We start from the raw sequence: 13588 nt of genomic DNA on the forward strand, positions 1-13588 counted from the left end.
CACTCAAAAATGACCGTGATTTATGAAACCACCATCACCCGCATCGGCCAGAGCGCCCCGGATGCACTCTGCGACCAGATGCTAATTACCTTTCGTGAAGGCGCGCCTGCGGATATCGAAGAATTTTGCTTCATCCATTGCCATGGGGAGCTGAACGGCTCTTTGCAGGCTGGGATCCAATTTGAGCTAAGCCAGCATCGCTACCCGGTCACAGCCGTTGGCAGCGTGGCGGAACAAAACTTACGTGAACTGGGGCATATCACTCTGCGTTTTGACGGACTGAGTGAAGCGGAATTTCCCGGCACCGTACACGTTGCGGGCCCCGTACCGGACGGTATCGCACCGGGCTGTATTTTGAAGTTTATTGCTTAAGATTGAAGGAGATAAAGATGAATCAGGTTGCCGTTGTCATTGGTGGAGGCCAGACCCTGGGGGCATTCCTTTGCCGTGGGCTTGCGACAGAAGGGTACCGCGTCGCGGTGGTGGATATCCAAAGCGATAAAGCCGCCAACGTCGCGCAGGAAATTAACGCCGAGTTTGGCGAAGGCACCGCCTACGGTTTTGGCGCTGATGCCACCAGCGAACAGAGTGTGCTGGCGCTGTCGCGCGGAGTGGATGAAATATTTGGCCGCGTCGATCTGCTGGTTTACAGCGCGGGTATCGCAAAAGCCGCGTTTATCAGCGACTTTCAGCTTGGGGATTTCGACCGCTCGCTGCAGGTGAATCTGGTCGGCTACTTCCTCTGCGCACGTGAATTTTCACGCCTGATGATCCGCGATGGCGTCCAGGGACGCATTATCCAGATCAACTCCAAATCAGGGAAAGTGGGCAGTAAACACAACTCAGGCTATAGCGCGGCAAAATTTGGCGGCGTAGGTTTAACCCAGTCGCTGGCGCTGGATCTGGCAGAGTACGGGATCACCGTGCATTCACTGATGCTCGGCAATCTGCTGAAATCACCGATGTTCCAGTCATTATTACCGCAATATGCGACCAAGCTTGGCCTTAAGCCAGACGAAGTCGAGCAGTACTACATTGATAAGGTTCCACTTAAGCGCGGCTGCGATTATCAGGACGTGCTGAACATGCTGCTGTTTTACGCCAGCCCGAAAGCCTCTTACTGCACCGGTCAGTCCATTAACGTGACCGGTGGTCAGGTGATGTTCTAAGAAACATGATTGCCCGGTGGCGCTGCGCTTACCGGGCCTACACACATCTGTGTCGGATAAGGCACAGCCGCCATCCGGCAAAATCAAAGGAGCACATTATGGTTTCCGCACTGATTACCGTCGCCGCTATCGCCTGGTGCCTGCAACTGGCGCTCGGTGGCTGGCAAATATCCCGCTTTAACCGGGCGTTTGATCAACTCTGCCAGCGGGGTCGGGTTGGCGTAGGTCGTTCCGGTGGACGGTTTAAACCCCGCGTGGTGGTCGCCATCGCGCTGGATGAACAGCAGCGGGTTACCGATTCGTTATTTATGAAAGGTCTTACTGTATTTGCCAGGCCCGGTAAAATTGCCACGATAATGGGCAAACATCTTGATGATTTACAGCCTGATGTGATCTTTCCCCATGATCCGTTAGCGCAGAATGCACTATCATTGGCGCTTAAACTGAAACATGGGTAATTTCGTTGTGAATGCTAATAGCTTGCGAAATTATCATTTTGCAACCTAATAAGTCAGGGTAATCACGCCTATGAAACCTCGTCAGCGACAGGCGGCCATACTGGAGCACCTGCAAAAGCAGGGAAAATGCTCGGTTGAAGAACTGGCCCACTACTTTGACACAACCGGCACGACCATTCGCAAAGACCTGGTCATTCTGGAGAATGCCGGAACCGTCATTCGTACCTATGGCGGCGTGGTATTAAATAAAGACGAATCCGACCCGCCAATCGATCACAAAACGCTAATCAATACGCATAAAAAAGAGCAGATTGCTGAAGCCGCCGTCCGTTTTATTCACGATGGCGACTCGATTATTCTGGATGCGGGCAGCACCGTATTGCAGATGGTGCCGATGCTCACCCGCTTTAGCAACATCACCGTCATGACCAACAGTCTGCACATTGTTAACGCCCTTTCAGAGCTGGACAACGAGCAAACTATCCTGATGCCCGGCGGAACCTTTCGCAAAAAATCTGCGTCATTTCACGGTCAGTTGGCAGAAAACGCCTTTGAGCAGTTCAGCTTTGATAAACTCTTCATGGGCACCGACGGCATTGACCTCAATGCCGGCGTGACCACCTTTAATGAGGTGTTTAGCGTCAGTAAAGCGATGTGCAATGCCGCTCGCGAAGTGATTCTGATGGCTGACTCGTCAAAATTTGGGCGCAAAAGCCCCAATGTTGTGTGCAGTCTGGAAAGCGTCGACAAGCTGATTACCGATGCGGGTATCGACCCTGCGTTTCGTCAGGCGCTGGAAGCAAAAGGGATTGAAGTGATCATAACCGGAGAAACCAATGAGTGATGCACTACTGAACGCGGGCCGTCAGACGTTAATGCTGGAGCTACAGGAAGCCAGCCGACTGCCTGAACGACTGGGCGATGATTTTGTTCGCGCCGCCAATACTATCATCCACTGCGAAGGCAAAGTGATTGTCTCCGGGATTGGCAAATCAGGCCATATTGGCAAAAAAATAGCCGCGACCCTCGCCAGTACCGGCACGCCCGCCTTTTTTGTGCATCCGGCTGAAGCGCTGCACGGCGACTTAGGGATGATTGAAAGCCGTGATGTCATGCTGTTTATTTCCTACTCCGGCGGCGCAAAAGAACTGGATCTCATCATTCCGCGCCTGGAAGACAAATCCGTCGCTCTGCTGGCAATGACCGGAAAACCGACCTCACCGCTGGGTCTGGCAGCCAAAGCCGTGCTGGATATTTCTGTTGAGCGCGAAGCCTGTCCGATGCGCCTGGCACCGACTTCCAGCACCGTGAACACTCTGATGATGGGCGACGCGTTGGCAATCGCCGTAATGCAGGCGCGCGGCTTTAACGAAGAAGATTTTGCCCGCTCGCATCCGGCGGGTGCGCTGGGCGCTCGTCTGTTAAATAAAGTGCATCATCTGATGCGCCGTGACGATGCCATTCCGCAGGTGACGCTCACCACCAGCGTCATGGACGCGATGCTGGAACTAAGCCGTACGGGTCTTGGCCTGGTGGCAGTCTGCGACGACGAGTCGCTGGTGAAAGGCGTCTTTACCGACGGCGACCTGCGCCGCTGGCTGGTTGGCGGCGGAGCGCTCACCACTCAGGTTAGCGAAGCAATGACCCATAATGGCATTACGCTGCAGGCCCAGAGCCGCGCCATTGACGCCAAAGAGATCCTGATGAAGCGCAAAATCACTGCCGCACCGGTGGTAGATGAAAACGGTAAACTCACCGGTGCTATCAACCTGCAGGATTTCTATCAGGCAGGTATTCTCTAATCCTTCAGCCCCAGACGTTTCGCCAGCCGGTGCAGGTTGGCGACGTCTGTTTCCAGCGCCCGCGCACTTGCCGCCCAACTGTGATTATTTTGCGCCAACGCCCGGCGGATCATCTCCCGCTGGAATGACTCCGTTGCCTCACGCAGGTTGCGATGCAGCGGGATCTCCGCAACAACCTCCGCCTGCAGAGCCGGGGTTTCATCCTGCAGGGCAAAATGCTGCGCCTCAAGCACCACTTCATCCCCTGCCCTGGTGGCCCTTGCCAGAACAACCGCCCGGTGAATGGCATGTTCCAGCTCACGCACGTTCCCGGGCCAGCCGTAATTCAATAGATGACTACGCGCGCCGGGACTTAACACCACGCGGGAAAGTCCCAGCCGCAGCCGACATTGTTCGCAAAAATAACCGGCCAGCAGTACCACATCTTCGCCGCGTTCACGAAGGGGCGGTACGAAAAGAGGAAAGACGCTCAGACGGTGGAACAAATCCGCACGGAAATTCCCGGCCAGCACCTCTTCCCGTAAATCACGGTTCGTTGCCGCCAGCACCCGAACATCCACGCGCAGGCTGCGATCGTCACCCACACGCTGAATATCGCCGTACTGCAACACACGTAGCAACTTAGCCTGTAACGCCAGCGAGAGCTCGCCAATCTCATCGAGAAACAGCGTCCCATTGTCAGCCATTTCAAACTTACCGCTACGATTGCTGATAGCCCCGGTAAAGGCGCCTTTTACGTGACCAAACAGCTCACTTTCCGCTACGGTTTCCGGCAACGCCGCGCAGTTCAGATACACCAGCGGATTCACCGCGCGCGGCGAACCTTCATGGATAGCCTTAGCTACCAGCTCCTTCCCGGTCCCCGTTTCGCCGCTAATCAGTACGTTGAGATCGGATCCCGCTACAATCTCAATCTCTTTTTTCAACTGCAGCATATTGGGCGACAGGCCAATCATTTGGGTTTCAGTCACCTGCTCGAAGGCCGTCGACGGGCCCGGCAACATATTCTGGCTTTCCAGTTGTTCAATCAGCAGCGCATTGCTCAGCGCGCCCGCCGCCAGCGCGGCAATCAGCCTAAGCTCTTCATCGCTGAAAACATCGAATTGATCGGGCTCCATACCATCCAGCGTTAACGCGCCAATCAGATTTTGACCGGCGAACAGCGGTAAGCCAATACAGGCGTGTACCTTCAGGCTCTCCTGGCCCGGAATCAGCCCATCGTAAGGGTCTGGCAAATCGCTGTCAGCTGGGAAACGAACCACGTCCCCGGCGCGGGCAATCGCCTCCAGACGAGGATGCCCTTCCAGGGTAAAGCGCCTGCCGAGAACGTCCTGCGCCAGCCCATCGATCGCCAGCGGAATAAACTGTCGCGACTCATAGCGCAGCAATGCCGACGCGTCGCACTCCAGCACCTGACGCAAGGTGGTTATCAGGCGTTGAAAACGGTCCTGATGTCCAATACCGCTTTGTAATTCAATGGCGATACCCGCCAGCACGTCTACGGAAAAACTCATGACGACCTCATTGTCATTTTGACAATTCATATTGTCATATTGACAACAAAATGAATAGTCATTTTGACTACCACCTTTTAGGCATTAAAAAACAAACCCTTTAAAATCAACAAATAAAAAGTTGGCACGCAACCTGCAATAAGCAAAGCATCTTTTTTAGAAAAACGCTGAATTAATTACTGAGGTTGCTATGTCTATTCTGGTTAAAAATAACATTCATTGGGTTGGCCAACGTGACTGGGAAGTTCGTGATTTCCACGGGACTGAATATAAAACGCTGCGCGGTAGCAGCTACAACAGCTATCTCATCCGTGAAGAAAAAAATGTCCTGATCGATACAGTAGACCACAAGTTTAGCCGTGAATTCGTGCAGAACCTGCGCAGTGAAATTGACCTGGCAGATATCGACTACATCATCATTAACCACGCGGAAGAGGACCATGCCGGTGCGCTGACTGAGCTGATGTCCTGCATCCCGGACACGCCAATTTACTGCACAGCCAACGCTATTGACTCTATCAACGGGCACCACCACCACCCGGAGTGGAACTTCAACGTGGTGAAAACCGGCGACTCGCTGGACATTGGCAACGGTAAGCAACTGATCTTCGTTGAAACGCCGATGCTGCACTGGCCTGACAGCATGATGACCTACATGACCGGCGATGCGGTGCTGTTCAGTAACGACGCCTTCGGCCAGCACTACTGTGATGAACGTCTGTTTAACGACGAAGTTGACCAGACCGAACTGTTCGAACAGTGCCAGCGTTACTACGCCAACATCCTGACGCCGTTCAGCCGTCTGGTTACACCGAAAATCACTGAGATTCTCGGCTTCAACCTGCCGGTGGATATGATTGCCACTTCCCACGGCGTGGTATGGCGCGACAACCCGACACAAATCGTTGAAATGTATCTGAAATGGGCGGCTGACTATCAGGAAGACCGTATCACCATTTTCTACGACACCATGTCTAACAACACCCGCATGATGGCGGACGCCATTGCCCAGGGCATCAACGAAGTTGACCCGAACGTGGCGGTGAAAATCTTTAACGTCGCCCGTAGCGACAAAAACGAAGTCCTGACTAACGTCTTCCGCTCTAAAGGCGTGCTGGTTGGTACTTCAACGATGAATAACGTAATGATGCCAAAAATCGCCGGTTTGGTAGAAGAGATGACCGGCCTGCGTTTTCGTAACAAACGCGCCAGCGCCTTTGGTTCACACGGCTGGAGCGGCGGTGCGGTAGACCGTTTGTCCACACGCTTGCAGGATGCCGGTTTCGAGATGTCGCTGAGTTTGAAAGCGAAATGGCGTCCGGATCTGGACGCGCTGGAACTGTGTCGCCAGCATGGCCGTGAAATCGCACGTCAGTGGGCGCTTGCTCCGCTGCCGGAAACAATCGTCAAAACGGCAACCAAAGAGGAAGAGTGCGCCTGTGCCGCTGCGGCTGCCGCTGATCTTGGTCCAAGCATGCAGTGCAGCGTATGCCAGTGGATTTACGACCCGGCAAAAGGTGAACCGCTGCAGGATGTCGCGCCGGGAACACCGTGGAGCGACGTGCCGGATAACTTCCTGTGCCCGGAATGTTCATTAGGTAAAGACGTCTTTGACGTACTGGCAACGGAGGCAAAATGAGCCGCGGAATTGTCATTATTGGTTCGGGCTTCGCCGCCCGCCAGTTAGTCAAAAATATCCGTAAGCAGGATGCAAATGTCCCGCTGACCCTGATTGCTGCGGACAGTATGGATGAGTACAACAAGCCTGATCTCAGCCATGTTATCAGTCAGTCGCAACGTGCAGACGACCTCACCCGCCAGTCGGCGGGGGAGTTTGCCGAACAGTTTAATTTGCGCCTGTTCCCGCACACCTGGGTAACCGACATCGATGCCGATGCTCACGTAGTGAAAAGCCAGGAGCAACAGTGGCCATACGACAAACTGGTGCTGGCTACGGGAGCGTCGGCGTTCGTACCGCCGATTACCGGACGTGAGTTAATGCTCACATTGAACAGCCAACAAGAGTATCGCGCCTGTGAAACACAACTGCGTGACGCCCAACGGGTGCTGATTGTCGGCGGCGGCTTGATTGGCAGCGAACTGGCGATGGATTTTTGTCGTGCTGGTAAAGCGGTGACGCTTATCGACAACGCCGCTAGCATTCTGGCTTCGCTGATGCCGCCAGAAGTAAGCAGTCGCTTACAGCATCGTCTGACCGATATGGGCGTACACCTGCTGCTGAAATCGCAGCTTCAGGGGCTGGAGAAAACGGAGTCGGGGATTCGCGCCACGCTCGATCGTAGCCGCAGCGTAGAAGTCGATGCGGTGATCGCCGCTACGGGTCTGCGCCCTGAAACCGCGCTGGCGCGTCGCGCCGGATTGAACATCAATCGTGGAGTCTGCGTCGACAGCTACCTGCAAACCAGTCACCCGGACATTTATGCTCTCGGTGACTGTGCAGAAATTAACGGTCAGGTACTCCCGTTCCTGCAACCGATTCAGCTGAGCGCCATGTATCTGGCGAAAAACCTGCTCGGCGGCAATGCGCCATTGAAGTTGCCTGCCATGCTGGTAAAAGTCAAAACGCCGGAATTACCCTTGCATCTGGCTGGGGAAACCCAGCGCCGCGATCTGAACTGGCATATTGCCGCCGAAGCGCAAGGGATGGTGGCCAGAGGGATGAACGACGCAGGCCAGCTATGTGCCTTTGTCGTCAGCGAAGACCGCATGAAAGAGGCCTTTGCGCTGCTGAAAACGCTGCCCGTGTAAGTACAGGATACCGTTGCTTGATTTATTAACCTCACGCACATGGATGTGCGTTGCCACTTGTCGGTATGCCCCGACCTGTAGTTCTTGCCCCGCCAGTCCCGGGGCTTTTTTTATTTTTGCGCCAACGCCCGCGCCGCGGCAATCACGCCCTGCCCCAACGATAATCCGCCGTCGCCCGCCGGTAAACGCTGCGGGAACAGTAAGGTAAAATCATGCAGATAAAACGCCAGCCGGGCTGACAATAAGCGGTTATGCATCACACCTCCGCTGAATACCAGCGTCTTAATCCCCCGCTCTTCGGCCTGCAAACGCATCAGGGTAGCAAACCCACGCGCCAGCGCGTCGTGAAACGCCCACGCTCTTTCGGCAGGTTTGGCCTGCCAGGTCAGCCATTGCTGCCAAAAAACCGCTAAGTCCAGCTGATTGCCATCAAGCGGCACCGTGACAGGGTGCTCAACGCCAGCACATTGCGATGCCATCGCCTCCAGCGCGCAGGCTGCCTCACCTTCATAACTCAGCGATTCCGGCGCACATTGAAGCGCGGCGGCAACGGCATCAAACAGCCGTCCGCACGATGACGCCAGCGGTGCGTTAATCCCCCGCTCAATGGCGCGCGCCAGCACGTTCCAGTTTTGATGTTGCAGCACCGATGTTTCCGGGTAGCGCTGCCAGTCAGAAACAAAACGCAGGCACTGCGTGAGCAAATTGCGCCACGGCTGTTTTGCCGCCAGATCGCCCCCCGCCAGCGCTACCGCTGGCAAGCCGCCAAGGTGTTCGCATTCACGATAGTTGATCCGCAAACACTCTCCCCCCCACAGCGCGCCATTTTCCCCCATGCCGATACCGTCTAACGTCAGGGCAATCACGTCACCACCGTCGAGCGACCAGCCGTGCTCGGCCAGACACGCAGCGGCATGCGCATGGTGATGCAGCACCGTTTCGGTTGGCAGATTCATTTCGCTGGCCCACTGGCTGGAAACATAACCAGGGTGTGCATCATGCACGATACGCTGCGGCGTAAAGTCATAAATGTTTTGGATCAGGCGCAGCGCATCACGCCACTGCTGCTGAATGCCGTCATCGCTGAGATCGCCCAAATGCTGGCTGATAACCGCCTGTTCACCACGCACCAGGCAGAAGGTATTTTTCAGATCTGCGCCCAGGCAAAGCATCGGCGGCACGTCGTGAAATCCTGGCGGCAGCGCCACCGCATCCGGCACGTAACCCCGTGAACGACGCAGCATCTCCCCACTGTCGCGTACCACAGAGTCATCCATCCGCTGCACAATTTCGCGGTTATGCAGCAGGAAACCATCGGCAATTTCGTGTAAATCTTCCAGCGCCTGCGCGTTGGTAATAGCGGGCGGTCTGCCGCTGAGATTGCCGGAGGTCATTACCAACGGACAATTCATCTCTTGTAAGAGCAAATGCTGCAACGGATTCGCTGGCAGCATGACGCCCACTTCCGTTAACCCTGGCGCAATGCCCTCGCTCAATGCTGCGATATAGCGTTTCTGCACCAACACGATCGGCGCGGCTGGGGTTGTCAGCAAACGACGAGCGGGTTCAGGCAGTCCGTCATCACCGGGCAGCATCACTGCCAGAGGTTTTGCCGGACGGTGTTTGCGCAGCCTGAGCAGCGCTACGGCGTCATCATTTCGTGCATCGCACACCAGATGAAACCCACCAATCCCTTTAACGGCCACAATACCGCCCGCTTTCAGGCGCGATACTGCCGCCTGCAACGCTTCTTCTTTCTCCGCCCGCTCACCCGCGCTAAACCATTCGAGGTGGGGACCGCATGCCGGACAGGCAACGGGCTGGGCATGGAAGCGACGGTCGTACGGATCACGATACTCTTTATCGCATTGCGCACAGAGTGGGAATGACGCCATCACGGTAAACAGGCGATCGTAGGGCATGGCGCGGATGATCGTAAAGCGCGGGCCACAGTGGGTGCAGTTGATAAAGGGATAACGATAGCGGCGCTCGCTGGGGGTGTTCATTTCAACCAGACATTCGGGACAGGTCGCGGCATCCGGAACGATTTGCGTATTCATCGTGCCGCCAGCACTTTGCCGAATCGAGAAATCGGCAGGCGGCTGCGTCCAGGCGAACGGTTCGCTCTCAACGCTGTCAATGCGCGCCAGCGGCGGGCAGTGTTGATGCAATTGCGCAATAAACTCTGCCGGATCTTCCTGTATACGCACAACCACACCGTCACCGTCGTTACACACATCGCCATGTAGCTGTAAACGCTGCGCCAGTTGCCAGACGTAGGGGCGAAATCCGACGCCCTGTACCTTACCGCGAATACGCAGCTGTACGCCGGAGTGGTTGTTTATTGTCATGATGAATTCCCGCGGTATTGTATCCCTGAAATGTCCGTTTGCCGGATGGCGGCTTCGCCTTATCCGGCACGTATTTTACGCGGATTTTCAGATATCAGAACAGCAAAGATGCAGTGGAATCCAGCGCCGCGCGACGGCGTTTTTCAGCGCTCAGTTGCTCAAGCTTATTGCGATCCACATAAATCAGCGCGTGAGTCGGGCAGACTTCCATACAGGCAGGGCCGGCCTCACGATGGTGGCACAGGTCGCACTTATTGGCTTCGGCTTTTTCTGCCCGGACGTTCAGACCTGCCCCGCTGTTACGAACAACCGGACGCACGACCACTTCCATTGCGCCATAAGGGCAAGCCACAACGCAGGTTTTACACCCAATGCAGCGCTCCTGCATCACGTGGACAAAGCCTTTATCACGGCTGATTGCACCGTTCGGACAGACGTTAGCGCACGGCGCGTCTTCACACTGGCGGCACAGCGTCGCCGTGGAGACATTAACGCCTTTGATGACGTGAATGCGGGGTAAAAAGGTTTCAGGGGTCAGCGATGCGCAGTCCTGGTTATCCTGATGGGATACCACGCAGGCCACTTCACAGGTACGGCAACCAATGCATTTATTGGCGTCTGCAATGATGAAACGGTTCATCAATTTCTCCAGCAATGACAGATTATCTGCCGAAGCATTCATAAATCGTGCCAGAATTTAATTGACTGTTATTAAAGGTATTTTATTTTGCTGAATGCAGAGAAACCGTGTCATCGTCACTAGTGACGATGACAAATGACAGCCGTCAGCGCAAAACGAGCGGCGCAACAGAGTCGCGTTGAATGAGTTCACCGGTGAAGGTTTTTGGCGGCGTAAACGCCCCGTCATCCAGCATAAAGATCAGGCGGCCTATCGTTTCCTGGATCATTTCCGTTACCGGGATTTTGACGCTGGAAAGCGCCGGAATAGTGTATGGCGCGATAGCGATATCATCGAAGCCAATCACCGACACCTGAGCAGGGACGCTCACGCCATGCGCGTGCAACTGCTTCATCGCACCGATCGCCATATCATCATTGCTGGCCACCAGCGCGGTAAAATTGACCTTATGCGAAAGCAAAGTATCGACTCCCGCCGCGCCGCAGGCTGGCGTCCATTTCCCTTTAACAATCAAATCATTATTAAGCGGAATGCCATGATGTGCCAGCGCGTCTTTATAGCCTGAAAGTCGCTCCACGCCGGTAGGCGAATCCATCGAGCCAGTAATAAAGCCAATCTCTTTGTGCCCGGTGGCAATGAGCTGAGTAACGGCGTTAAAACTGGTTTGCTTTTGATCGCACCACACGCAGTGGCTGGTATTTTTCCGCAGCCGCCGATTAAGCACCATAATCGGCTGGGCGTGGGCGTCGATGATATCGTCTATCTCATCCACACTAAGAAAACGCGGATAGATCATAATCGCGTCACAGCGCAGGTCGAGCAGGTACTGGATCGCCTGACGCTCTTCCTCTGCGCTGTGCTTACCGTCAGCCAGCAACAACTGGCGTCCCTTATCTTCCGCCATCCGCGCGGTATGAAACAGCAGTTCGCTGAAATAGACGCCGTGATAAAGGGTGTTAGTTACCACCAGACCCAGCGTCTGCGTAGTTTTCGCTGCCAGACTGCGTGCCAGCAAGTTAGGGCGGTAACCACTCTCTTCAATGGCCTGAAACACGCGGTCTTTGGTTTCCTGGCTGACATAGCCATTCCCGGAAAGCACCCGGGAAACCGTCGCTTTTGACACCCCGGCACGCTTCGCCACCTCCAGCATCGTGGTCATATTACTCATCCCTTTTCTCTCAATGTGACGCAGTGTACTGCACCGTTTCGCCGCTGTCCTTGCTGCTCAATTGCAAACGCTGACATATAGTGATCGGAGTCACAATTATAAAAAACGATCAAAATTAAACCTTGCCCATTACGTGTAATTTAAACATGATTTTGTGGAACCGGTTTCCTATCTGCGTTTCATCAACCCAGAAAAGCGACCAACGTGAACGGATAAAACATAACGTACTCTACTGATAAAACAGGATTAAATCCGATGTCCAAAAATTATGCAGCGCTGGCGCGCTCGGTTGTGACGGCTCTGGGAGGCGTGGACAACATCACAGCAGTGACCCACTGTATGACCCGTTTGCGTTTCGTTATCAAAGATGACTCGCAGGTCGACAGCACGACGCTGAAGACGCTCCCTGGCGTGCTCGGCGTGGTGCGCAGCGATAACCAGTGCCAGGTGATCATCGGCAACACCGTTTCGCAGGCGTATCGCGAGGTAGTCAGCCTGTTACCTGCCAATATGCAACCTGCAGAGCCGCAAACCAAACCTCGGCTGACGCTGAAGCGGATTGGCGCGGGGATCCTCGACGCGCTGATCGGCACAATGTCCCCGTTGATCCCGGCTATTATCGGCGGATCAATGCTCAAGCTACTGGCAATGATCCTCGAAATGACCGGCGTGCTGGTAAAAGGATCGTCCACGCTCACTATTCTGACCGTAATCGGCGACGGCGCCTTCTTCTTCCTGCCATTGATGGTCGCCGCCTCAGCAGCCATAAAATTCAAAACCAACATGTCGCTGGCAATCGCCATCGCAGGCGTACTGGTGCATCCCAGCTTCATCGAACTGATGGCGAAGGCCGCGCAGGGTGAGCACGTTGAGTTTGCCCTGATCCCGGTGACGGCGGTGAAATACACCTACACGGTGATCCCGGCGCTGGTCATGACCTGGTGTCTGTCCTACATCGAACGCTGGGTCGATCGCATCACTCCGGCGGTAACCAAAAACTTCCTTAAACCGATGCTAATCGTGCTGATCGCCGCCCCACTCGCCATCGTCATCATTGGCCCTATCGGTATCTGGATCGGTAGTGCAATTTCAGCGCTGGTTTATACCATTCACGGCTATCTCGGCTGGCTGTCGGTGGCCATTATGGGCGCATTGTGGCCGCTGCTGGTGATGACCGGTATGCACCGCGTCTTCACGCCAACCATTATTCAGACCATTGCCGAAACCGGAAAAGAAGGCATGGTGATGCCGTCGGAAATCGGCGCCAATTTGTCGCTGGGCGGTTCATCGCTGGCAGTAGCATGGAAAACCAAAAACCCGGAACTGCGTCAGACGGCGTTAGCGGCAGCCGCCTCGGCCATCATGGCAGGCATTTCCGAACCCGCGCTGTATGGCGTGGCGATCCGCCTGAAACGCCCACTGATTGCGAGTCTTATCAGCGGCTTTATCTGCGGTGCCGTTGCCGGAATGGCCGGACTGGCGAGCCACTCCATGGCGGCTCCAGGCTTGTTCACCAGCGTACAGTTTTTCGATCCAGCCAATCCGATGACCATCGTTTGGGTGTTTGGCGTGATGGCACTGGCGGTCGTGCTTTCCTTTGTATTAACACTGCTCCTCGGCTTTGAAGATATTCCTGTCGAAGATGCAGCCGCGCAGGCCAGAAAAAACCAGGCCGCGCAACCAGGCAATATCAATAGAGCCAGCATTTGACTGGTAT

General features: G+C 55.0%; 12 protein-coding genes. 8 read left to right on the forward strand and 4 right to left on the reverse strand.

The genetic code is table 11. The features are described 5' to 3' along the window. Positions 1 to 9: 9 nt before the first annotated feature. From srlB to gutQ, 5 genes are all read left to right on the forward strand, one after another. A complete protein-coding gene (gene srlB, locus GPJ68_RS19315; protein WP_053389534.1) occupies positions 10 to 372 on the forward strand; it encodes a PTS glucitol/sorbitol transporter subunit IIA in 363 nt (120 codons plus the stop codon). A 17-nt stretch (positions 373 to 389) separates the two neighbouring features. Beyond that, entirely contained in the window at positions 390 to 1169 is a 780-nt protein-coding gene (gene srlD, locus GPJ68_RS19320; protein WP_003037345.1) for a sorbitol-6-phosphate dehydrogenase, read from the forward strand. Positions 1170 to 1267: 98 nt separating this feature from the next. Further along, on the forward strand, positions 1268 to 1627 hold the full coding sequence (gene gutM / locus GPJ68_RS19325; RefSeq protein WP_016154172.1) for a transcriptional regulator GutM: 360 nt from the start codon (positions 1268 to 1270) through the stop codon (positions 1625 to 1627). A gap of 70 nt (positions 1628 to 1697) precedes the next feature. Next, on the forward strand, positions 1698 to 2471 hold the full coding sequence (locus GPJ68_RS19330; RefSeq protein ID WP_003037350.1) for a DNA-binding transcriptional repressor: 774 nt from the start codon (positions 1698 to 1700) through the stop codon (positions 2469 to 2471). Beyond that, positions 2464 to 3429 (forward strand): arabinose-5-phosphate isomerase GutQ, encoded by a 966-nt coding sequence (gutQ, locus tag GPJ68_RS19335; RefSeq protein ID WP_046274841.1) that lies wholly within the window; start codon positions 2464 to 2466, stop codon positions 3427 to 3429. Before GPJ68_RS19330 ends, gutQ begins: the two co-directional genes overlap by 8 nt. Here gutQ and norR read toward each other — a convergent pair. Further along, on the reverse strand, positions 3426 to 4943 hold the full coding sequence (norR, locus tag GPJ68_RS19340) for a nitric oxide reductase transcriptional regulator NorR (RefSeq protein ID WP_104651277.1): 1518 nt from the start codon (positions 4941 to 4943) through the stop codon (positions 3426 to 3428). The genes gutQ and norR overlap by 4 nt on opposite strands. 190 nt (positions 4944 to 5133) lie before the next feature. Between norR and norV the strand changes: the two genes are divergently transcribed. Then, entirely contained in the window at positions 5134 to 6582 is a 1449-nt protein-coding gene (norV, locus tag GPJ68_RS19345) for an anaerobic nitric oxide reductase flavorubredoxin (protein ID WP_016154175.1), read from the forward strand. Then, positions 6579 to 7712 carry an NADH:flavorubredoxin reductase NorW gene (norW, locus tag GPJ68_RS19350; protein WP_016157314.1) on the forward strand — a complete coding sequence of 378 codons (1134 nt, stop codon included), beginning with the start codon at positions 6579 to 6581 and terminating at the stop codon, positions 7710 to 7712. The genes norV and norW overlap by 4 nt, the downstream gene beginning before the upstream one ends. Before the next feature lie 110 nt (positions 7713 to 7822). Here norW and hypF read toward each other — a convergent pair whose 3' ends face one another. The 3 genes from hypF to GPJ68_RS19365 form a co-directional block, all read right to left on the reverse strand. After that, positions 7823 to 10063 carry a carbamoyltransferase HypF gene (gene hypF, locus GPJ68_RS19355; protein ID WP_172860516.1) on the reverse strand — a complete coding sequence of 747 codons (2241 nt, stop codon included), beginning with the start codon at positions 10061 to 10063 and terminating at the stop codon, positions 7823 to 7825. Between the two features lie 94 nt (positions 10064 to 10157). Next, positions 10158 to 10703: an electron transport protein HydN gene (hydN, locus tag GPJ68_RS19360; RefSeq protein WP_003037366.1), complete on the reverse strand. Its 546-nt coding sequence runs from the start codon at positions 10701 to 10703 to the stop codon at positions 10158 to 10160. Positions 10704 to 10848: 145 nt separating this feature from the next. After that, positions 10849 to 11862, reverse strand: a complete 1014-nt coding sequence (locus GPJ68_RS19365; RefSeq protein WP_103284144.1) for a LacI family DNA-binding transcriptional regulator — start codon at positions 11860 to 11862, stop codon at positions 10849 to 10851. A gap of 264 nt (positions 11863 to 12126) precedes the next feature. Between GPJ68_RS19365 and ascF the strand changes: the two genes are divergently transcribed. Continuing rightward, a complete protein-coding gene (gene ascF / locus GPJ68_RS19370; RefSeq protein ID WP_046274835.1) occupies positions 12127 to 13581 on the forward strand; it encodes a PTS cellobiose/arbutin/salicin transporter subunit IIBC in 1455 nt (484 codons plus the stop codon). Positions 13582 to 13588: the final 7 nt, after the last annotated feature.

Source organism: Citrobacter sp. 172116965 (genome assembly GCF_013458095.1).
Taxonomy (GTDB): domain Bacteria; phylum Pseudomonadota; class Gammaproteobacteria; order Enterobacterales; family Enterobacteriaceae; genus Citrobacter; species Citrobacter braakii.